Source organism: Altericroceibacterium endophyticum, from assembly GCF_009827595.1.
Classification (GTDB): domain Bacteria; phylum Pseudomonadota; class Alphaproteobacteria; order Sphingomonadales; family Sphingomonadaceae; genus Altericroceibacterium; species Altericroceibacterium endophyticum.
The window spans coordinates 109,208-130,040 of the sequence record NZ_WTYT01000007.1 but is presented as its reverse complement, the minus strand read 5'-3'; the positions used below and the strand labels follow the sequence as shown (position 1 = coordinate 130,040).

The 20,833-nt window shown below is 58.2% G+C and carries 17 protein-coding genes; 9 read left to right on the top strand and 8 right to left on the bottom strand.

Annotation, left to right across the window (positions count from 1 at the left end):
• Window positions 1-143: 143 nt before the first annotated feature.
• Together GRI91_RS15325 and GRI91_RS15320 are read left to right on the top strand one after the other, a co-directional pair.
• Entirely contained in the window at window positions 144-1,256 is a 1,113-nt protein-coding gene (locus tag GRI91_RS15325) for a metallophosphoesterase (protein WP_160737577.1), read from the top strand.
• Window positions 1,253-3,880, top strand: a complete 2,628-nt coding sequence (locus GRI91_RS15320) for an AAA family ATPase (RefSeq protein WP_160737576.1) — start codon at window positions 1,253-1,255, stop codon at window positions 3,878-3,880. The genes GRI91_RS15325 and GRI91_RS15320 overlap by 4 nt, the downstream gene beginning before the upstream one ends.
• A gap of 87 nt (window positions 3,881-3,967) precedes the next feature.
• Here the strand turns inward: GRI91_RS15320 and GRI91_RS15315 are convergent, their stop codons facing one another.
• Complete coding sequence (locus GRI91_RS15315) at window positions 3,968-5,929, bottom strand: ATP-dependent nuclease (RefSeq protein ID WP_272917865.1); 1,962 nt, start codon at window positions 5,927-5,929, stop codon at window positions 3,968-3,970.
• A 37-nt stretch (window positions 5,930-5,966) separates the two neighbouring features.
• Here GRI91_RS15315 and GRI91_RS15310 point away from each other — a divergent pair, with 37 nt between their 5' ends.
• Window positions 5,967-6,248, top strand: coding sequence for a WYL domain-containing protein (locus tag GRI91_RS15310; RefSeq protein WP_160737574.1), 282 nt, complete (start codon window positions 5,967-5,969; stop codon window positions 6,246-6,248).
• A 237-nt stretch (window positions 6,249-6,485) separates the two neighbouring features.
• On the opposite strand, the gene GRI91_RS15305 is transcribed toward GRI91_RS15310, so the two are convergent.
• Window positions 6,486-6,944 carry an Rrf2 family transcriptional regulator gene (locus GRI91_RS15305; RefSeq protein WP_160737573.1) on the bottom strand — a complete coding sequence of 153 codons (459 nt, stop codon included), beginning with the start codon at window positions 6,942-6,944 and terminating at the stop codon, window positions 6,486-6,488.
• Between the two features lie 104 nt (window positions 6,945-7,048).
• Between GRI91_RS15305 and GRI91_RS15300 the strand changes: the two genes are divergently transcribed.
• From GRI91_RS15300 to GRI91_RS15280, 5 genes are read left to right on the top strand one after another with little or no spacing between them, the layout of a single operon-like run.
• Window positions 7,049-7,480 carry a group III truncated hemoglobin gene (locus GRI91_RS15300; RefSeq protein ID WP_160737572.1) on the top strand — a complete coding sequence of 144 codons (432 nt, stop codon included), beginning with the start codon at window positions 7,049-7,051 and terminating at the stop codon, window positions 7,478-7,480.
• A gap of 2 nt (window positions 7,481-7,482) precedes the next feature.
• Entirely contained in the window at window positions 7,483-8,172 is a 690-nt protein-coding gene (locus tag GRI91_RS15295; protein WP_160737571.1) for an alternative oxidase, read from the top strand.
• 1 nt (window position 8,173) lies between these two features.
• Complete coding sequence (locus GRI91_RS15290) at window positions 8,174-8,449, top strand: TehB family protein (protein ID WP_160737570.1); 276 nt, start codon at window positions 8,174-8,176, stop codon at window positions 8,447-8,449.
• Between the two features lie 40 nt (window positions 8,450-8,489).
• On the top strand, window positions 8,490-9,701 hold the full coding sequence (hmpA, locus tag GRI91_RS15285; protein WP_160737569.1) for an NO-inducible flavohemoprotein: 1,212 nt from the start codon (window positions 8,490-8,492) through the stop codon (window positions 9,699-9,701).
• A 56-nt stretch (window positions 9,702-9,757) separates the two neighbouring features.
• A complete protein-coding gene (locus tag GRI91_RS15280) occupies window positions 9,758-10,462 on the top strand; it encodes an HPP family protein (protein ID WP_337190391.1) in 705 nt (234 codons plus the stop codon).
• A 184-nt stretch (window positions 10,463-10,646) separates the two neighbouring features.
• Here GRI91_RS15280 and GRI91_RS15275 read toward each other — a convergent pair whose 3' ends face one another.
• From GRI91_RS15275 to GRI91_RS15255, 5 genes are all read right to left on the bottom strand, one after another.
• Window positions 10,647-11,282, bottom strand: coding sequence for a hypothetical protein (locus GRI91_RS15275; RefSeq protein ID WP_160737568.1), 636 nt, complete (start codon window positions 11,280-11,282; stop codon window positions 10,647-10,649).
• A gap of 372 nt (window positions 11,283-11,654) precedes the next feature.
• Window positions 11,655-12,716, bottom strand: coding sequence for a LacI family DNA-binding transcriptional regulator (locus GRI91_RS15270; RefSeq protein WP_160737567.1), 1,062 nt, complete (start codon window positions 12,714-12,716; stop codon window positions 11,655-11,657).
• 49 nt (window positions 12,717-12,765) lie between these two features.
• Window positions 12,766-13,815, bottom strand: a complete 1,050-nt coding sequence (locus GRI91_RS15265) for a cupin-like domain-containing protein (RefSeq protein ID WP_237437948.1) — start codon at window positions 13,813-13,815, stop codon at window positions 12,766-12,768.
• A complete protein-coding gene (locus GRI91_RS15260) occupies window positions 13,808-14,539 on the bottom strand; it encodes a SapC family protein (RefSeq protein WP_160737566.1) in 732 nt (243 codons plus the stop codon). Before GRI91_RS15260 ends, GRI91_RS15265 begins: the two co-directional genes overlap by 8 nt.
• A gap of 85 nt (window positions 14,540-14,624) precedes the next feature.
• Complete coding sequence (locus tag GRI91_RS15255; protein ID WP_160737565.1) at window positions 14,625-17,573, bottom strand: TonB-dependent receptor; 2,949 nt, start codon at window positions 17,571-17,573, stop codon at window positions 14,625-14,627.
• A gap of 192 nt (window positions 17,574-17,765) precedes the next feature.
• Here GRI91_RS15255 and GRI91_RS15250 point away from each other — a divergent pair, with 192 nt between their 5' ends.
• Window positions 17,766-19,010, top strand: coding sequence for an MFS transporter (locus tag GRI91_RS15250; protein ID WP_160737564.1), 1,245 nt, complete (start codon window positions 17,766-17,768; stop codon window positions 19,008-19,010).
• Here the strand turns inward: GRI91_RS15250 and GRI91_RS15245 are convergent.
• Complete coding sequence (locus GRI91_RS15245; protein WP_160737563.1) at window positions 19,001-20,833, bottom strand: adenylyl cyclase; 1,833 nt, start codon at window positions 20,831-20,833, stop codon at window positions 19,001-19,003. The genes GRI91_RS15250 and GRI91_RS15245 overlap by 10 nt on opposite strands.

Here is a 20,833-nt window from a genome sequence, read left to right as displayed (position 1 = left end):
AGAGTTACCGCGTCAAAAAGATTGAGTTTCTGACTTGTCGCGCAGCTGCCTGAGCAGAATAAGGGAGACTAGGTCACGGAAGCGGATTGATTTGTGGGCGCGGATAGCCGACCTCAGGTAACGACAGGGAATTAGGGGATAAGGTGTTTCGTTTTATTCACACCGCCGACTGGCAATTAGGAAAGCCCTTTGCTTGGGCTGAACCCGAAGTGCGCAGCGCCCTCACGGACGCGCGCTTTGATGCCATTGACACCATCGGGCAGATGGCAAGTGAGCATTCAGTAACGCATATTTTCGTCGCAGGTGACGTCTTCGACACCGAAGGTCCAGACCCGCGAACAATCGTCCAGGCTCTCTCCCGAATGGAACGGCATCCATGCAAGTGGTGGCTGCTGCCCGGAAATCACGATTTCGTCAGAGCCGGAGGTTTATGGGACCGGATCGAAGCGCGTCTACCAGGCAATGTGAGCTTGATACCGGAGGCTCAACCATGTGAACTCGACGACGGCGTTTGGCTACTGCCAGCACCACTGGTTCATCGCCACCAGAACGACGATCCGACCGAGTCCTTCGACACAATGGAAACCCCCGGGGCAATTCTACGCATAGGACTGGCACATGGGTCAATCGTAGATTTTGGTGCTCAAGGCGAGACAAAGAACCAGATCGCTCCCGATCGCGCCACACGCTCCGGACTCGACTATCTCGCCCTTGGTGACTGGCACGGCCTACTACAGGTAAATTCGCGCACCTGGTACTCAGGAACGCCGGAGGTTGACCGATTTCAGCGCGATGAACCTGGCAAAGCGCTGCTTGTCGAACTCGAACAAGGTGGTGAACCGATCGTCACAGAATTCCGGACTGGCAAGTATCAGTGGCTGAAGCGCGACTGGCGCGTGGACGATTTCGCCGGATTTGAAGCGGAACGCGCACAGCTGCTCGACGAGTGCGATCCTGCTACAACGCTCGTTCGAATGACGCTGACCGGCATCACGACGCTGACTGACCGCGTCGCCATGCTGAGTGCCCTCGAGGACGATCTCGCACACAGGTTCCGCTATTTCTCCTATTCGGCGACTGACCTTGTAGCGAAGCCCAGCAACGATGATTTGGCAGCATTCTCCGCCGAGGGGATATTGGGAGCAGCAGCGTCGACGCTCAATACTCGTGTCCAAGAGGACGGGCCGGAAAGCCTGATCGCTCGAAGAGCGCTTGAACGACTTTTTGTCGAACACGCTAAGGTAATCGGCTCATGACCATGCAACTCGAACGCATCGTCGCGACCAACTTTCGGAAGTTTCGCGATCCCATGGTGGTCGAAGGTCTCGGAAGCGGTCTCAATGTTGTCATAGAGCCCAATGAAACCGGTAAATCCACGCTACTCGAAGCCCTTCGTGCGGGCCTTTTCGTCCGGCACGGGACGAAAAATCAGCTCGCGCAATCCTTCATGCCTTTCGGTGAAAATGTTGCGCCCGAGGTTGAAATTGAATTTCAGATCGACGGAGAGCGTTGGCATGTCGCCAAGAAATTCCTCAAATCGCCAGCACTTGAAGTCCGTGGGCCGAAAGGGCGCACTTCAGGCGATGCGGCGGAAGAACAATTACAGGCGTTGCTGGGATTCGAGCGCAGCACGAGCCGTGATGCGGATCTTGACTCATATGGTGCCCTGGGCTTGCTTTGGGTCGGACAAGGTGATGCGCTTTCTGTAAGAGCACCAAGCGAAATCGTGCGCAATAGCGTGCGCTCGACCTTGGAAGCGGAAGTTGGATCGATCATGGGTGGGGCTACGCATGACGCAGTCCGTGCCGCCGTGGACAAGCAATTTGCCGATTACTGGACCCCAGGCGGTTCGATAGGAGGCCGACAGAAATCGGCCCGCGATGCTGCGCAAACGGCGCGAGAGGCAGCGGATCAGGCCACATCCGATCTCGCAGCGCTGGATCGTTCATTCGCCGAGCTTGCCGAAAAACAAGCGCGCATGAAGGTTCTGAAACGTGAATTGGCGGACGAGCGCGATGTGCAGGCGCGCGCCGATCTCGTGAAGTCGCTCGAAACGGCTCGGGCAGCCGCGTTGATGCTTGGCCAGCGCAAAGCCGAACGCTCAGCGGCGCAGGCAGACGCCGATGCACTTAGCGAGTTCGCTGAACGTCACAAAACTGCTGTAACAGCGAAGACGGAAGCCACTGATGCACTTGCGGATGCAAATGCGAAAAGGGCTAAAGTCGAGGCGGAAGTTGAGGATGCGAAGGAAAAGGAAGAGAGCGCAAGGCAGGCACTATCATCAGCCCGCGAGGTCCGCGCAGCTGCTAAATCTGCATTAGCTGATGCCCGGGTTCTCACCTCTACCGCCACTCGCCATTCGGCGATTGCTGACGCGAAAAGACGACATGAAAAGCTGATCGAGCTAGAGGCAGAGCTTGTAGAATCAAGAAGGATCGAAGCGGCTAGCATTGAGTCGCAAACGATGAAGTCGCTGGAATCCCTTGAACGGGATGTCGTAACCGCCTCTGCCGAGCTATCTGCTGGGTCCACCATCATAGAATTGATCGGCGAAGCGCCGCACATTACTGTCGACGGGGATGCATTTGGCGATGGTCCGCGCACTATCGTCCAGGACACTAGGATTGGTCTCGGAGGAGGAGCCGAACTAATTATCAAGCCGCCGCGTGGCACGGCGAGTGCGCAAGCGCAGCTGGACGATTTGAACGCGCGATTAGCATCGGAACTCTCTCAGCTCGGTATTTCGAATGTTTCGGAAGCGCGCACGCGCGTTGACGCCGCACGCGATGCGAAAGCGAATATTGCTACACTCGATGCCCGGATCGAAGCGATTACCCAGGCCGTGCCGGCTGTAGACCTCGGTGCCGGAGCTGACACCTTGAGGAAATTCGTCGCGTCAATTACCGAGAGCGATACGGCAGCACCTGCTACAATTCCCGACATAGCTGAATTGGAGAAGCGTTTAGAAGATGCTGAGGATGGTCTCGCGACCACCGATGGCATTCACCAGGCTGCCCTTGAAGCTCTGCGAAAGGCTGAGGAGAAGAATCGCCCACTCGTCACAGCAGAAACCTCGGCACGTTCTACTCTCGCTAGTGCCGAGCAGCAAATCGCTACAATAGAAGCAGACCCGCGCTTCGCGAACATGGAAACGGGCCTGTTTGCCGCGCGCGAGAAAGCGGCCGCTGCCGATGTAGCATGGCAGCAGGCTCAGGAGAACGCCGGGTCCCTCGACCCCGAGACTATCGAGCGGCAAATCGAGAAGATCGACAAACGCGCGGAGTCCGCGCGAACGCAAGCCACTGAACTTCAGTTGGAAGTCGCGCGGCTCGAAGCCACGATTGAGACCGAGGGCGGAAAGGGGCTCGCAGAAGCAGCAGCAGGGGCAGAGGAAGAGGCGAATGCTGCCCAACGGCTATTCGAGCGAGTGACGGAAGAGGCTGCAACGGTAAAGCTGTTGCGCGGCACGCTCGAGCACGCGCGTTTGGAAACCTCCCAGACTTACGTTGGACCAATCGCGCGTCGAGCAAAGCGCCATATTGAGAGGCTTCTTCCCGGATGTGATCTGTCGTTCACAGAAGATCTCCAACTGCATTCGATCACGCGGGCAGGAACCGAGGAAGGATGTTCCAACCTATCCCGCGGAACTCAGGAGCAACTCGCCGTCCTAACCCGGTTGGCCTTCGCCGATATGCTTCTCGAGAAAGGACGTCCAGTATCATTGATACTCGATGACCCGTTGGCCTATTCCGACGATGCTAGACTGGACCTGATGAGTGATATCCTGACCGAAGCTGCGGAGCGGATGCAAGTAATCCTTCTCACGTGCCGGGAGCGAGCTTTTCGTCACCTCAGTGGCACGCACATCGCAATTGGTTGAAGGACTCGCTGACGACAAGCACAACTGTAAGACTCAGCGCTCGGACTTAGCAAATTTGTTTGTGAAACGGATACTTAGCCTCCAGAACTAGAGATCTTGACCTGTGAGGTGCGTCCAAGCCCGTTGGACAATGGAGTTGAGAGTAGCTGATTCTTTTCCGTTTTCTCTCGCTAGGGAAAGGGTTTGGAACATCACTTCTGGGATCTTTTGAGTTTCCCCGTTTGCGGGCAGTTCGAGAGGGTCACATGCTGCTTGGAGATGTTGCTGAAGGTCCGCCTCTCCGATCTCCTCCTGCAAAGTCCGCTCCAACGAATCTTGGAAGTGCGCATAGTTTGTGTTGACCACGGTTTCTGCGGGCGCCTCTTCTAGGTTTCCCTCTGGATTACAGAGCCGCGCGAGCGCTAAATTCGTCGCTGGCCGAGCGTTGTTTCCGTTCTTGTGCCCATCACAATCCCAGATCGTGTAGACCGGCACGCCGAGTTCCGAGAATACAACGTAGGGTCGATCTAGGTTCTCCTTACCCTCGGCTGATAAGACTGCGATGCCCGCAGATGCGAAATTCACCCCTAATATACGCGCCGTCGCTTCGAGAGCGGCTTTGTCACTTCTTCCTTCGACGAGGATCACGCCTTGGGCGAAATATCCCTCACTCAGTTCTGCACCGAGAATATGCAGACGAGGCATTAAGGTTGCGCCAGTGAAAGTGCCCGGCTCTTTCTTCCAAGCTGCTTCTAGACGTGTTGCGGCCGTATCGAGCGACAGTGATTGTAGATCGCAGATTTTGAACTCGCATTCTTCGACCGCAATCTTTCGAGCCAAGCGTATCTCGTCTGCATGACCGAGTGAGACGAAGAACGGTGAGTGCGTTGCGAATAGAATTTGGGTCCGGGCATCGGCACCCGGCAACGTGCCGTTGCTCAAACCTCGTAAAACTTCCGCTAAATGACGTTGCTTTGTGGGATGCTGATAGAGTTCAGGTTCTTCGATCGCCAAGATGAGTTGCGGAACTGGCGCCTGTTCATTGTCAGGCACCTCTTCTTCCACCTCACTGCCGGCGAGGACGGTCGAGCGGGCTAAATGTTGAAGGATTGTGAAGATAAAGGCGCGTTGCAGGCCATGCCCTTGACGATCGACCGGCGCTCCGAAACCATCATCGGATAGCTCAACATCTGCCATCGGGAGTGGGACGGGAAACTCGTCCACGGCTCGCCAATCCATGCCAACTGCTGCATCCTGATAGAGATTGCGCAGATCGCGGGTGAGATTCTCCGCGAGAACGCCAAGTTCTGGCATATTCTCTGGTGAAACCAGCTCCTGATAGCGCTCCGTCATCTCTTGCTTGAACGCCTGTATTTCTTGGCGCTGTTGGATCGCACTCCTGACGAGCAACTCAAGAAGCTGTCCAACAGCAGAACTCTTTCCGTCAGTCGCATCTACGGCAGCGTCCCTAACTGCCGAAACGAATACGAAGCTGGTATGGCGCTGCAAAGCCCCTCTACTAGCATTTTGGAACCCGAAAAACTGACCATCGTCCAAACGGAACTGTAGGGCTTCGGGATTGTTTGTCTCCCACGCTGACATAGCCTCATCGGCTTGAGTTGCGCTCGTTACGGCAGGCAGTTCTGCATAAGCTGGGTTGTTGTTGCGCAGATCTCTGTAAGCGTCCCGGCGAGGACCTGCTTGGATGTGTCCTCGGATTGGAACGAAATCGGGGTTTTGAAGAACCGAGCCATGGTATCGCCCCGACGATGCAGTTTGGTCAAAAATGCGTGTAACGACCAGCTCGTCATTGCGCACCCTACTCGCAAAGCTTTCGGCCTCAAGAGGCGTGAGCTGGTTGTAGGTCAGCTCAATTCTAACCTCTAGATCTTCATCGCGGCCGTAGAAATCGTCTACAGGCAACTTCTTCGATGTCGAATAGAAGGCTTGCAAAGCTTTTAGGACACTGGACTTACCAGCGCCGTTCCCACCGATCAGAGCGGTGTGGGCACACACATCAATCGTCACGTCTTTCAATGATCGGAAGTTCTGGACCCTGATTCGTTTCAACTGCAAGGCTATTCTCCGACTGGAAGAGGGAAGACTTATGAATCAGACGATTATCAATGCGATAGAAGAACGGCTACTCCTGACCTTCAATTACAAGGGCAAAACGCGAGTAGTTGAGCCCCATACTTACGGCGTTCAGCATAACGGGAATGAGAGCTTGAGCGCATGGCAAATCTCTGGTGGGAGTGGGGAAGATTTTCGTCTCTATTTGCTCGATGAAATGGCGGCGATCGAGGTGCAAAGCAAATCGTTTGAGTGCGAACGACCAGCCTACCAACGGGGCGATCAACGTTATTCTAGGATCTTCGCTGAGTTGTGAATTAAGAGCCAGGCGATGAAAGCCGACCGTCGAATGGCGGTTTTAAACTGTTTCAATCCCAGAATCGGACAGTCCGCAATCGGCCCAGTTTCATCCACAATCCGCCCCGTGAACGTGCGGCAGGTTTCAGTGGGCGCGGTTTTGCACGAGAATGACGGCTATTCAGGCGGAGTATGCCACCGCCCCAGTGGCCAACCACCTTCACGTCCATGTCTGGGTAACGGCTAAGCCAAGTGGCTAACCGGTGGGCGCGCTGGGCCGAGCCGGTTCGCCATCTTCCGGTCGTAGGAACAGCTTGCTCAGATTACCGCTGCTCTGGGTCAGGTCTTCGAGCGTGTAGCCATCGAGCACGGACAGGAATGCCTCGACCGCGTGGTTGAGAGCGCCGGTCAATCCGCAGGCCGGTGCGATCACGCAACTTGCGCAATCAGCGAGGTCGAAATCCTCCTCGGTATAACGGATCACCTCGCCTACAATTATCTGAGCGCTTGGCCCGGCAAGGCGAACGCCGCCGTGGCGCCCTCTCACCGTTTCCAGATAGCCCGCACTGGTAAGGTCGTTCACAACCTTCATCAGGTTGTTCTTAGATATCCGATACGCCGCGGCGATCTCGGCAATAGAGCATAACCGGTCCTGCCTCGCGGCCAAGAAGAGCAGCGTGCGCATGGCGTAGTCTGTGTATCGCGTCAGTCGCATCGTGGCTCCTCTGGCGGCGTCTCGAATTATATATGCATTCCTCTTGCATCTTTCCAGCGCCAGTTATACATGCACATCAGATGCATGATTGGAGTCGCAGAACAATGACGAGCCAGCCAGACGAGAGCGACATCGAAATGGTCGTTCACCGTTTTTACGAGAGAGTTCGCGCCGACGAGGTGCTTGGTCCGCTCTTCAACGACGCGATCGGGGACTGGCCGCTGCATCTCGACAAGTTATGCGCCTTCTGGTCCTCCGTGATGCTGACCACGGGTCGCTATAAGGGGCAGCCGGTGCCTGCCCACCGCAAGCATGCGGACCGGATCGATCCGGCAATGTTCGATCGCTGGCTGGCGCTCTGGGCACAGACGACGTCCGAATTGCTCGAGCGGCCGGCGGCCCGGGCGATGCAGGAAAAAGCGAACCGCATTGCCGAGAGCCTTAAGCTGGCACTGTTCTTCAAACTTCCATCCGTCATTCATGAGCCTGCCGCGCCCGCCAATGGGCATGACCGGCTCGCAACTCAGGGAGCCTGACCATGGGCGATATTCCGAAGGTCGACCTTTCCATCCACCACCGGCCGCAGGGCTTTTCGGACCGGATTGCATTCGGCTTCACCAAGGCGCTGCGTTTCTGCGCGGACACTTTCTTTGCCAAGCGCTACGGGCACCGCGCCATCGTGCTGGAGACGGTGGCGGCCGTGCCGGGCATGGTGGGAGCGACGATTAATCACCTGAAATGCCTTCGCCGCATGTGCGACGACCGGAACTGGATCCGCACGCTGATGGAAGAGGCAGAGAATGAGCGGATGCACCTGATGACCTTCATCAAGGTCGCCCAGCCCACCGTTTTCGAGCGGCTTGTGATCCTTGGCGTTCAGTGGGTGTTCTATCTCGCTTTCTTCGCACTCTATCTCGTCAGCGCGAAGACTGCGCACCGCGTCGTCGGCTATTTCGAGGAAGAGGCGGTCATCAGCTATACGATGTATCTGAAGGAGCTCGATGAGGGACGCAGCCCCAACGTCGCAGCCCCGGACATTGCGAAGCACTACTGGAAACTGCGGCAAGAGGCGACCTTGCGCGACGTGGTCCTCGTTGTGCGGGCGGACGAAGCACATCACCGCGACGTCAATCACGGTTTCGCCGACGAACTGTCCGGCGCCGCCGATCCCGACGCCGTCATCGCGCCCTATCCGGACCATGCCGACGATATCCGGATGGCCGCCTGACATGGACGCCGCGCCCTATAAATCGACGCCCGTATTCACCGAGGAAACGCTTCCGGCGGCACTGCAGAAAAAGCACAATACGAAAGCGGGCGTCTGGGGCGTGGTGCGCGTCATCGAGGGGGAGCTGGGTCTGACCTTACTCGATCCTCCTTCCGAAACCGTTCTGCGCCCCGGGGAGGCCGGCGTCCTCCAGCCCGAGCAATGGCATTTCGTGACTCTGCGCGGGCCCATGCAAATGCAGATAGATTTTTACGACAGGCCGCCGCCTGGCGCCTGACCCGAACCTCCACCACAATGCAGACCTGAAGGAACCGCCGATGTCCAAGGACCTCAGCGAGCGGACGATCCCGCTCGTCAAAGCCACAGCTCCTGCCCTCGAAGAACACGGGCTGACCATCGTTCGCGAAATGTATTCGCGGATGTTCCAGAACCCGGAAATCCGCGACCTGTTCAACCAGTCGCATCACGGGGAAGATAGCTCGCAACCCAAGGCGCTGGCGACGGCCATCCTCGCCTATGCGAACAATATCGAGAACCTCGCCGCGCTTGCTCCGGCTGTGGAACGTATCGCCCAGAAGCATGTCGGGCTACAGATCCTGCCCGAGCACTATCCCTATGTCGCCGAAGCGCTGCTTGGCGCCATCAAGCACGTTCTGGGCGATGCGGCGACCGAGGAGGTTCTCGCGGCCTGGGGCGAAGCCTACTGGTTTCTCGCCAACATCCTGATCGCCCGCGAAGAGCGGATCTATACCGAGCAGGAAGCGGCAGAGGGAGGCTGGACAGGCTGGCGCGATTTCGTGGTGGACGAGGTGATCGAGGAAAGCAGCGTCATTCGCTCTTTCATCCTGAAGCCCGCCGATGGCGGCTCTGTCATGAGGCACAAGCCCGGTCAGTACCTGACCTTCTGGCTCGATATTCCCGGCACCGCGCCCGTAAAACGCAACTACTCGATTTCCTGCGCACCGAACGGCAGCAATTATCGCATCTCGGTCAAACGTGAGCCCCGGGGTCTTGCCTCGAACTGGCTTCATGACGAGGGGGCGCCCGGCACGGTCCTCAGGGTCGCGCCGCCTGCGGGTGAGTTCTTCCTTGATGGAAAGCCGGACCGACCGGTGGTGCTGTTGTCAGGCGGTGTCGGCCTCACTCCGATGGTTGCGATGCTGGAATCGATCGCCGGGCAGGAGGCGGAGGTGCCTGTCCACTACATCCACGGGACGCATGACCGCATGACCCACGCCATGCGCGATCACGTCCGGCATCTGGCCGAAACAGGCAAGGCGATCACCGTCACCGACTTCCACCAGACTCCGCTGGATGACGAGGCGGAGGGCGTGGATTTCGATCACCCTGGTCTGATCACCGATGAGTGGCTGATCGCAAATACCGATCCGGCTTCCGCAGACTACTATATCTGCGGGCCCAGGCCGTTCCTGCGCGGAGCCGTAGCCGCGCTGTCACGATCCGGCGTGCCGGCGGCCCGCATTCACTATGAATTCTTTGGCCCGGCCGATGAAATCTTTGCTGCGTAATCTCCAACGGAAAGCCAGAGCGCACGCGAGTTAAAAGTAGCAGTGCAAGGTCCGTAGTGTTTCAGTCATTGATCGCCCGCTCGGCATCTCTCCTGCCACAGTCCGCGCTTGGTCACCTAGGGTGGCTGCGGGGAGCGCTGGGAGCAACGATCGGTATCGGGGTCGCAGCGCTGTTCACCCAGCTGCTGCTGGGGGCGAACACCGCCGGTTTGCCATGGTTGGTGGCCCCGCTCGGCGCATCTGCGGTACTCGTCTTTGCAGTTCCTGCCAGTCCGCTTGCACAGCCATGGTCGGTGATCGGCGGTAATCTGATATCGGCCGCAATAGGCATCGGCTTCGGCCTTGGGCTTGGGCTTGGTTCAGCGGCACTGGCCGCCAGCTTGGCTGTCGGCACTGCGATCGCCGTGATGATTTATGCGCGGTGTCTGCATCCACCGGGCGGTGCCTGCGCACTTCTGTGTGCGCTGGGCGCCAGCACGCAGGGGTGGGACTTCGGTCATCTCTGGCCGATCCTTGCAAATGTCCTGGCGCTATCCTTCGTGGGCTGGTTCTATAACAACCTTACGGGGCACCAATGGCCGCACCATGTCGAACTGCCCAAGTCCGGCAATACGTCAGCACCCGTTGGCCACACTAGGCGGGATATCGAGGAAGTCCTGACCGACTGGAACGAAGTGCTTGATGTCGACGTCGACGATCTCGACGCCTTCTATCAGGCGCTGGAGAGGCATGTGGCGAAACGCAGGGCAAGGCCTCGCTGACTAGCAAGGAAATGAGTTTCGGGCGGCGAAGCGCCTCGTTGGCTGGGATCTTTGAGCACTATCCCCAACGTCGACTTTTCGGCTCAGCTTTCGGAAAGTTCACGGCCCGAGGATCCGTCAAAGCCTCCGCATAAACAAACGGCCGGTTTCAGCGACCCGATCAGGCGCTCTGAAGGTCAGCTACTCAGGCGGCTGCAGCCACGTCTTCTAATTCTTCCGCAGCGGCGCCTCTCGACCCGAGCCAGTCGTTCACCAGCTGGATTCTAAGCTGCAGCTTTCGACACAACCTTCCATCGGTCACGTCCCCGCCGCCATGACCGATGCTCCCTTTCACCCTGATCCCGAGCAGTTTTCCCGCCCGGAATGCCGTAGCCGTGAAGGTGGCCGGATTAACCGCCGCGTCTACCGTTTCGCCATCTTCGAACTGAAACCGGACCTCCCAGCTCGACATCGCTTCGGCGAGCCATGGCCTTTCGGGCTTGAACAGAGCCGTGGTTGTCGGCTCCATCGCGCCCACATTATTCTGCCCGGGCCTTAGCCGTTGGTCGGTCCGGGGGGATGCGTGTTCCAATGTTATTGGCGGTCCGGCTTGGATGGTATCGAGAATGACCCGATCGCCTTGCTGGTGCCATGTCCCAAAAAAGCTCGCGCATTCCGACATGTCGCCGAGCGTGAGCACAAAGCTGCCGTCAGTTTTCAGTTCGATGCTTGGTAGATCATCCGCCCGGTCGGGAGGTGCCTCTAACCGCCGCGCGATAGGTGCCTTCCGGCCCGGCCGCTTCTTGCGACTGCGCTGTACCTTCGGTCTCTTGGAGCCCATGCTGCTGAGCGGTCGGGTCAGGCACTGCCGCCAGGGCTATTGGCAAAATGAGAGCTGAAAACATAAGGAAACAGGGCTTCCGTTTTATAGGGGCTGGTCTGAGGGCGAACTTTCCACCAGATACGGTTAGAGCCCTGAACCGATTTGGTGCCCGTCGTTGGGCGTGATGGCAACAATCCTATTGGGGGCATGCCCCGATCACGGCCGGGGTTTTGTTCCCGAGGGCCGAACTTTGTCGACATCGCTCTGACCCATTTGTCTCCTCCGATTGGCCCATCAGGGCGGGAAGGAGCCTCCTTTCAAACCGGCGCTTACACTCCTTGAAAACCGATAATATATCTTATGTTAAATATCGGGAATGCTGCCGTGACGTCAGTTTTTCACCGCTCTGGTCGATTCACGCAGCACAAGGTCGCTCGCCACATTGGCCATTTCCAATTCCGAGGAATCACCTTTCGCATTACTGGCGCACGCCGCTATGATCAGCCGGGCCGCCTTTTCGGTGGCGGCAGCGATGGGTTGCGCCACGGCTGTTATGGGCGGTGTGGCATAGCGAATGATCGGCGTATCATCAAAGCTCACGATCGAGAGATCTTGCGGCACCGATTGCCCGCGTCCGCGCACCACCGCCAGACTGGCAATAGCCATCTGATCATTGCTGGCGATGATTGCGCTGGGCCGCGCATGATCGAGCAGATTGCGGGCCGCTTCCAAGCCGGAGGCATAGGTGAAATCCCCAGTGACCAGCAAATCATCGGTCGGTAGCCCGGCCGCAGCCATCGCGGCCTTCCACCCCGCCACACGCCAGGCGCTCAATTCATAATCCTCCGGCCCGGCGATAAAGCCGATCCGGCGATGTCCCAGCGTCAGCAAATGTTCCGTCGCGCGCCGCGCACCGCCTTCATCATCCATCGTGATGCAAAATCCGGGGCCAGGTGTTTGCGACCCGATCCGGGCAATCTTGATCCCGGCCTTGTGCAGATAATCGAGAATATCCTGATTCTGCGAATGCGGCGGTGTCAGAATGGCGCCATCGGGCTGCAGGGCCGCAATCGCTCCGGCAAGTTCGCGCTCTATATTCGCACTGTTCGTATCGATCAGTTCGACAATCATCCGGTAGCCATGCTCGGCGCAGGCCGTGCATCCCCCCAGCATCATCTGACCAACCCAGTCGCCGCCCTCACGCTTTTGCCAATCGCTGATCGTGCGTTCGCGGTCATTCAAGGCCAGAATCAGATAAGAGCGCGATCCGCTCATCCGCTGCGCCGCCAGCGAAGGTACATAGCCCAGCTTCTCGATGGATGCCTGAACGCGCTGCTGCATCTCGGGCCGGACGCCCGCTTCCTTGTTGATCACCCGGCTCACCGTTTGCAGCGAGACACCGGCATCGGCGGCGACATGGCGGATCGTCACGGACTGACGCCGTCTGGACATGACTACTTACCTTCCAACTTGGCACCGGAGAACCGGAGGTAGAAAAACGTCAACGGCCGAGTTGCCGCAATAGAAAACTGCGCAGACGCATAGCCGTATCATCGGTGAGCGGATCAAGAATTCCGCGCGCCGACGCCGGCACATGCGCAGCGAGCTCAGGATCGGGATCGAATATGTAATGGTCGAATTGGGCTCGCCAATGCTCGCGCTCTTCCGGCGGAAGATCGCGAATGGTGAGCAATGCCATGAATAAGGCGTTTTGCGGTTGGTCATGCCAGCGGCCACTGTCACGCCACCAATAATTGATCATAGCGTTAAAGGAAGAGAGCGATTCCACATGATGCCACCACATCGACGGCACATATAAGGCATCGCCCGGCTCCAGCTCCACCATCTGCGCCTGTTCGAGCGCCTCGGCAAAGCGTGGGAAGCGTTCGAAATCCACATTATGGAAATCGACCATGCTGATCGGGCGGCCCGCCGGTGTGTTGTCGAGCGGTCCTGGATAGAGATTGCCGAACTGGTCGGGCGGGAAAAGGATAAAGCGCCGTTTCCCCGCGACCACGCAAGCGAGATTATCCGGAAAATCACTATGGGCGGCAACCCTGCTTCTGCTGCTCACCCACAGGCTGGACATCAGCTTGCGCTCGCCCAGATCGACATGGTTGGCCTCATGCAATCCGTCGAAATAATCATGCAAATCGATCGACGCGAGATAGACCGCGCCTGCATCCTGATCGGACCCGGCCTGCGCCATCTGGTCAAAAATGTCGTCAAGCCACCCTCGCCCGGTCGCAAAATCAACCTCCATATTCTCATCATAGAACAGCCGCCCTCCACTGCCGGCCTTGCCGACCGAATAGGTCACGGGCCGCTCCCGATGATGCGCCAGCAAATAGGAGCGCGCCTCGTCATCCGAACTGCGCCCCGCGGCGACAAGCGGCCAATCCGATACCAGACCGCGCAGCACGAAGGGCTCACGCTGCATGCGCAGCAAGGCATCCAGCTCTTCACTTCCGGAAATTTGAATCTCGCGAACCGGGGCGATGTCAGCCATTTGGTCGACCCGCTGCCCCTGATCTGCTGGCCGATCAAGCATGGGTGAGCCTGGCGTTGCGGCGCGCGGCCAGAGCGGGAAAGGTGGAGAGAGAGGCCGCCGCTGCCGTGATAGCTCGCCAGTAACCACGCTCCTCCAGCCAGTCGCGCGTCGTCTGGTCGATGCGCTCAACCGCTTCCTCTGCAATAGTATGAAACCCGACCAGATCGCGTGACAGACCATCTTCGAAAGTGGAGGAAACCGTCAGGGGCTCGATCAGCTCATAATCTTCCAGTGCCTCGTAAAAACTCCGGGCCTGGTGATGACCGCGATCAAGCTGTGTCAGACGGTCGATCTGCTGGCGCAAGAAGGGCGATGGTGTTCCGTCTGCGCCGAACAGGGCTTCGCCATGCCCGGCATCCTCTGGGCTCAGCACTCTTGGATCGTCGAGATCAAGCGCGACCCGACCGCTGTGCTGGCCGGGGGCTGGTGCGGCGATCAGAAATGGCTCCACGGCAATGGCCAGTGGCAGCACCGGAGCATCCCACCCCTCCTCTGTGAGATAGAGATTCTCCTGCGCCTCAAATCCGAACACGGCCACGGCCTGAAGGCGCCCGCTGCTCGGTGATCGCTGAAACAAGAGCGGGTAATCGCTGGCAAGAACAGGAAATTCGGACGGCACAACCATGCTGAGCATGGTGTTTCGGCCAAGGCCGATGACCGACTTTCGCGCGTCGATCCTGAGCGCGCGATGCACCTGCGGATCAAGCACGGCATGGTTTGTCATCTCTGGCTCCGGCATAGGAAAGAAGGAGGTTAGGCCGAAGTGACACACAGTGCATCACTTCGGCCGCCTGATACATGAAAATGCGTCAGATTTTAATCCGTACACCGGCAGCGTAACGGGCAAATCCAGGGTTCACATTGTGCACATAGGCCTTCGATCGTCCATGGGTCCGCCGGCTCTCTCCGGTCAAATTGATGCCTTCGACGAAGACATTGACCCTGGGCGTGACGTCATAGCTGACGCTGGCATCCAGCTGACCATAGGCTTCCACATAGGTCGGATTGACGCCATTGCTCGACAGATATTCGTCGCGCCAATTGTAAGCCACACGCGCTTGCAGGCCGTCCTTGTCATAGAAGCCTACGATATTGGCGCTGTTGCTGAGACCTGTCAGAGCAAACTGGGTCACGCTGGCAGGCTGGGTGTTGTCATATTGCGCATCGCCATCGACAATCGTGTAGTTGAGGATGACGCCGAAACCCGTTTCCCAGAAGCTGTGCTGCAGGGCGAATTCCCAGCCATGCAAGGTCGCTGTCTGGTCGCTGTTGACCGGGGTATTGATGCGGAAAACAACCGGATCATCCTCTGCCGTGCCATTGATCGACCCGGTATAATTGCCCGGCTCTCCCCCGGTGATCGTCACCGTGTCGGGATAATTGGCAAAGATATACTGGCGGATTTCATTCCGTGTCGCATTGTTGCCCAGCGCGGCAATAGCGGCGTCATAACGCGGCCCGGAAGCCGGGTTGGTCAGATCGAAAGCTGTCTTTTCCACGCGCGTGGAAGACAGGAAATTCTCCACGCCCTTACGGAAATATCCCACCGAGATGTAGCTTGAGGGCGAGTAATACCATTCCGCCGACAGATCGAGATTCTTCGATTTGTAAGGCTCAAGGCCGGGGTTGCCCAGACTGCCCGAGCCATAGTCAATGCGGAACAGATTATCGATCGTCTGGCCGCCCTGCAGGCTGCCATAATCGGCCCGCGTGATCGTGTGGCTGTAGGACGCACGCAGCACCACATCGTCTACGGGATCGAACCGGATGTCGATATTGGGAAGCCAGTTTTCATACTTGCCTTCGAACGCGGTGAAATCGCTGTCATCCGAGAAGATGACATTGAATTCATTATCCGAAACCCATTCCGTACCGGTCGGAATCGGGACCAACGCTGAGGAATCGACCCAGGTTTTTTCATAGCGCAGACCCGCCGTTACATAGAGCGGCTGCCCGCCCAGCTCGAACTCCGTATTGACCTGAGCGAAAGGCGCCAATGTCTGTTCGGTAACGCGCCGGTCGGTCGTGTAATCGGCCAGACAGTCCATGGTCCCGCCGCACACATTATACAGACTGTCGAGCAGCGGAATCATGCTGTCAAAGTCATAGGCAAGGATCGATTGGACCAGCTTGCCATTGTTGCTGCCGGTGCCGGGGAACATGCCCGAAATATCGACCTCATGAAACAGGTCGTCAGGAATATCCGACGCTGGCCCCGCCCCGCCCCAGGTGTTGTTCTGGATATAACCATAGGCCGAGCGGATCTTGTTATCGATATAATTGACGCCGAAATCGATCGACCGAATGGCGCTGTAGCCCTCCCAGCTGCCCGCGAAACGCGCCTGATTGATGCGGTTGCGGTAATAGGCATTGCGGAAGGAATTGCCCGAACCCTGAACGAAAGACGGATCCAGCGCATCGATGCCGTCATGCATATCGAAATACAGACCCGGCATGTCATAGCCGGTTTCGATGGTCTGGCTCTTCACGCCATAGATCGCCATCGAAACCGAGTTGCTCGACCCGTAAGGCGAATCCGGCTTCGATTCTGCGATCGAATGATGTGCGTCGAGCGTGAAGGTCAGCCGGTCGCTCGGTTCCCATTCGAGATTGAGCCCGGTGGAATTGTTCTCGCTCTTGCTCGCATATTCATGCCCGACATAGGACAAGTCCTTGGTCTCGTCAGGACGGAAGAAATCGGTGTAGAAATTCGGTGCGGAAACAGGACCATCGGTCCAGTCGCTCGCCGTATCATTGCGGTTGAAATAGATCCCCATCGAATAATCGCGGGTCGAAACCTTGTTGCTCGAATAGGTATGATCGAGCGTAGCCGTCAAACTATCGCTCGGGCGCAGCTGGAGAACCGCCTGGCCATTGATACGCTCCCGCGAGAAGTCGACATAGCCAATGCCCCCATTATTGGGGACAGCGAACACGTCCTGCGACCCGGGCGGGTTCGTGGTATTCTCCGCTCCGGGTGTTCCGGGTGCCGGGATCGGGGAATTCTCAGCCGATCCGAGCATGCCGTCACGCCAACCGAGATAGGCGTTGTTATTCGCGCCTTTGCGCTTCTGATAGACACCATTGATCAGGATGCCGATGCGCCCATCGGCAAAAGTATCGCTGACGATGCCCGAAAATTCCGGCGTGATGGAATCGCGCCCGTGATTTTCGGATGTGTCCAGCATACCTTTGGCTGAGAAGCTGCCATGAAAATCCGGATTATCGAAAGGCCGCGGCGTACGGATATCGATGGTGGAACCGATCCCGCCTGAGGGCACGTCGGCACGGCCGGACTTATAGACCTCGATCGCCGAGACACCTTCGGAGGCAAGGTTCGAAAAATCGAAAGCACGCGATGTCGGCGCGTAATTGCCGCCGCCGAGCGCCGTTGCCGGCATCTGGCGACCATTCAGCGTGACGAGATTGAATTCCGGACCGAAACCGCGAACAGTGACGAAAGCGCCTTCGCCATTGTTGCGGTCAATCGAGACCCCGGTGATGCGCTGTAGTGATTCGGCAAGGTTGGTATCGGGAAATTTACCGATATCCTCGGCCGAAATGGCATCGACCACGCCTTGCGCATCGCGCTTGATATTCATCGAATCACGCAGACTGGCCCGAATCCCGCTCACGACGATTTCATCGTCCACGCCTGCGGCGTCCTGACCCCAGGCGGCGACCGGCGCTGCGATCATGGCAATGGTTGATACCCCGACCGCCCAGCGCGGCCTTTTCAAGAAGCTGTTGCCCTGCATTTTCAATCCTTAGTTGCACCGCGACCCCGCGATGAGAACGTTCTCATAGTTTTGACGAATAGGCAGTCAATAGTTCTTATTTCTGTAATATTATGTTAGGTTAACGTTCTCATATTTGTCACAAAAGAGACATTTTTTCGCGCTATCAGCGGGTCGTTTATTCAATGCTGCTTTCAGATAATCGCGGATCACATGAACGCGCTTGCCCAGTTGAACACCTCTTATGGCAACCATCGTACCAAGGTTCTTTGCGGCGCTTTTGCAGCTGCGAATGCCGGGGCCACGATCGGGTATCTCCCGCTCTTTGCCGTCTTCCTGCCCTTGAAGATCGAGGGTCTGAGCGAAACGCCCAGTTTCAATCTCTATACGCTGATCGCTATCGTCGGAACGCTGACCGCGATGGCAGCCAACATCTTTTTTGGCTGGCTCAGTGACGCATCGGTCAGGGCGGGACACGGCCGGCGTGGCTGGATTTCATTTGGCGTCGCGGGCCTTGCCCTATCCTATCTCGGCTTTGCCTACGCGCAGCAGGTCACCTTGCTATTTCTGTCTGTCATGGCCATCCAGATTGCCGCGAATGCCATTCTCGCCCCCCTGCTTGCCACCATGGCCGACGAGATTCCCGATAATCGCAAGGGAATTACAGGCGGCCTGATGACACTGGCCAATCCTCTCGCGGCGGCGGTCGCCTGGCTCCTCCTGACCCTCCCCGCAGGCAATGAGATTCTGCGCTTCGGCGCCCTGTCAGCCATTGTTATGCTGCTGCTGCTGCCGCTGCTGCACATACGCGCGCGCCGCCTGCCTGCATCGCCTGACGCCATGGCCTGCCGCGGCCCCGCTCGCCGCAACCTCGCTGTGACCTGGCTGGCCCGGCTCTGTATTCAATCCGCGGGCAATGGCCTGACGCTGTATCTGTTTTTCTATTTTCGGACTTTGCAGGCTGACCTTGCCGCAAGCACCACCGCCGGGTTCCTGAGCCAGCTTCTGATCGCTGGCTATCTGCTCCCGCTGCCCTTCGCGCTGGCATTAGGGCGCCAGTCCGATCTGAACGGGCGGCGTAAACCAATGCTCCTGTGCGCTGCCTTTATCGCCGCGGCGGGCTTAATCACGATGGCTCTGGCCAGCGCATCCTGGGCGGGTGCCATGGGCTTCCTGATCTATGCTGTCGGGGCACAGATTTTCATGGCCATCCATGCGGCCTTCTGGATGCAGAGCCTGCCCGATGCCGACCGCCGCGGGCGCGACCTTGGCATTCTCAATCTGGCCAATACTCTGCCAGCATTGATCGGCGCACTCATGGCATGGTTCGTGGCCCGTCCTGATACGTTCGGTCCCGCACTCGCGCTCATGGCCGTGATCGTGGCCTTCGGGGGCGTCCTCATGTTGCTGGTGGACGAACACGCACCGCAAGCGGACCTCCCCTGCCCTCAGGGATAGGATTTCAAAGTCTGGTGCACCGCCCCCGGCTGCGCCGCCTTGCCTGTATCATTCACAAGATGTCGGATGGTGCCAACTCCGCCGCCAAGCGAATAGGTCGTCACATTGCGAAAACGCACAGTGACACGGTGCGGCGCCTCCACCGCACTTTCCAGCTTCACCGAGGGATTTTCACGAAAATAAGCATAAATACCCAGTGCAGTCGCCGCATGGCGCTGCACATTATCGGCCACTTTATAAGACGCCCAGCCATAGGTGCTTCCCGCCATCCAGGCAGACTGATCGGGCGGGTCGTAAGGCAATTCACTCTGATAGAAAAAGACGCGGCCGCGCTCACCCGTCCAATAGGTCTGATATTTCTGGAAATGTTCGACAAAGAGCGCATAAATCGTGACGTCATCGCCATTGACCACGATCCCCTCATCACAGGTGCTTTCGTCCCACCCAAAATGCTCGCGCCTGCGATCAACGTCGCCGTGATCGGCCCGCCAGATCCACAGATGGTCCCCGATCACATCATGGCAATTGATTTCCAGACATCGCTTTACCCGGCCGATCTCAACCCCTCCGACGCGAAAATACAGATCGGCCAGGAGGATGGGGTCCGCCCGATGCCGTGCCGCAGAGCCGGGCGGGCCGACACGGAGCAACACGGGAGAGCTGACCTCTCCCGCATCGAAGATCAGCCCGGCCACGCTGACACCCGGCACATCTGCCACTTGCATCGCAGCAGTGCCCTTAACCGGCTTGAGCGTTGCCAGACCGAGACCCAAAATCACCGTGCCTGCGCGCGTCACATTGAGCGGTTCTTCCAACCTGTAGACGCCCGGGGTGAAGAGCAGATGCTGTCCCTTCGACAGCGCTGCATTTAGCGCGCCTGCACTCATCTCAGGGCGGGCGATCAGAAACTCTCTGAGCGGAATTACGCGCCCCGGGGGCAGATCTCCTGACCCGCGCCCCTGCCAGCTGGTGCCCGTGACGCTGCGCTGCAAGGCGGGCACGCAAACGCCCCAATCGCCCTCATCATCGCCATATAGAAACGGTTTTTCTCGCAGCACGGGCACAGTTTCGCAGCGCGTTACTGCAGGCTCCGGGAAGCTATCGGGCGGCGCGCCATCAACACCCATGAACATCATGTTCCAATTGCACCCCTCCCATGCGCCAAGCTGGCCCGAGCGGGTAAACCATTGCTGCTGACTGCCGGCATGGACCGTGCCGGTCACGCGGCAATCGGCCATGAAGCCCCCGCTCGCAGAGCCGCCATCGTGGAGCAGCAGATCGCCCTGAACATCTATGCGGCGATAGGGGGCAGCTTGTGACACGGCCCAGCGCTCCGCTCCGCCCACCGGTTTGACGGTAAGATTCTCAGCCCCGCGCCAGAAATTGGCAAGGGCATTCCCGTCGAGCCATTCCGCCGTCGCCCGCACGTGACCATCAATCCCGACATCGCCCGGATGTGTTCCTACCCCCAGCACCTGAGTAAAGAAGCCGACCCGTATATCGGCCTGATACTGCCCCGGCAGAAACAGAATCGCGTGGCGCCGATCCGTGAAATGGGCCGCTTCCTGCTCCATGAAAATGGCATCGACCCGATCCTGGAGTAGCTGTGGAGGCATTGCAGGATCGGCCACCAGAACATGCGGCCCGAAGTCGGGATGGCTTATCTTAGCCGGATTTTCACCGTCTCGATTCATCGCCCCGGTCGCTGCCGACATGATGGCCATCCCCCCTTTCGTGCCACTGGTGAATGCAGCCAGCGCGACATTGCGCAGGCCCCGCAATATCTTGCGGCGCCCGACCCTCTTTACTTGTGCCTTGCGCAT

Excerpts from the sequence above, each read along its gene's own strand:
- GRI91_RS15320 (WP_160737576.1), top strand. The coding sequence starts at position 1,253 with ATGACCATGCAACTCGAACGCATCGTCGCGACCAACTTTCGGAAGTTT.
- GRI91_RS15310 (WP_160737574.1), top strand. The coding sequence starts at position 5,967 with ATGAATCAGACGATTATCAATGCGATAGAAGAACGGCTACTCCTGACC.
- GRI91_RS15305 (WP_160737573.1), bottom strand. The coding sequence starts at position 6,944 with ATGCGACTGACGCGATACACAGACTACGCCATGCGCACGCTGCTCTTC.
- GRI91_RS15300 (WP_160737572.1), top strand. The coding sequence starts at position 7,049 with ATGACGAGCCAGCCAGACGAGAGCGACATCGAAATGGTCGTTCACCGT.
- GRI91_RS15295 (WP_160737571.1), top strand. The coding sequence starts at position 7,483 with ATGGGCGATATTCCGAAGGTCGACCTTTCCATCCACCACCGGCCGCAG.
- GRI91_RS15290 (WP_160737570.1), top strand. The coding sequence starts at position 8,174 with ATGGACGCCGCGCCCTATAAATCGACGCCCGTATTCACCGAGGAAACG.
- hmpA (WP_160737569.1), top strand. The coding sequence starts at position 8,490 with ATGTCCAAGGACCTCAGCGAGCGGACGATCCCGCTCGTCAAAGCCACA.
- GRI91_RS15275 (WP_160737568.1), bottom strand. The coding sequence starts at position 11,282 with ATGGGCTCCAAGAGACCGAAGGTACAGCGCAGTCGCAAGAAGCGGCCG.
- GRI91_RS15270 (WP_160737567.1), bottom strand. The coding sequence starts at position 12,716 with ATGTCCAGACGGCGTCAGTCCGTGACGATCCGCCATGTCGCCGCCGAT.
- GRI91_RS15265 (WP_237437948.1), bottom strand. The coding sequence starts at position 13,815 with ATGCTTGATCGGCCAGCAGATCAGGGGCAGCGGGTCGACCAAATGGCT.
- GRI91_RS15260 (WP_160737566.1), bottom strand. The coding sequence starts at position 14,539 with ATGACAAACCATGCCGTGCTTGATCCGCAGGTGCATCGCGCGCTCAGG.
- GRI91_RS15255 (WP_160737565.1), bottom strand. The coding sequence starts at position 17,573 with ATGCAGGGCAACAGCTTCTTGAAAAGGCCGCGCTGGGCGGTCGGGGTA.
- GRI91_RS15250 (WP_160737564.1), top strand. The coding sequence starts at position 17,766 with ATGAACGCGCTTGCCCAGTTGAACACCTCTTATGGCAACCATCGTACC.
- GRI91_RS15245 (WP_160737563.1), bottom strand. The coding sequence starts at position 20,833 with ATGCGCAAGGCACAAGTAAAGAGGGTCGGGCGCCGCAAGATATTGCGG.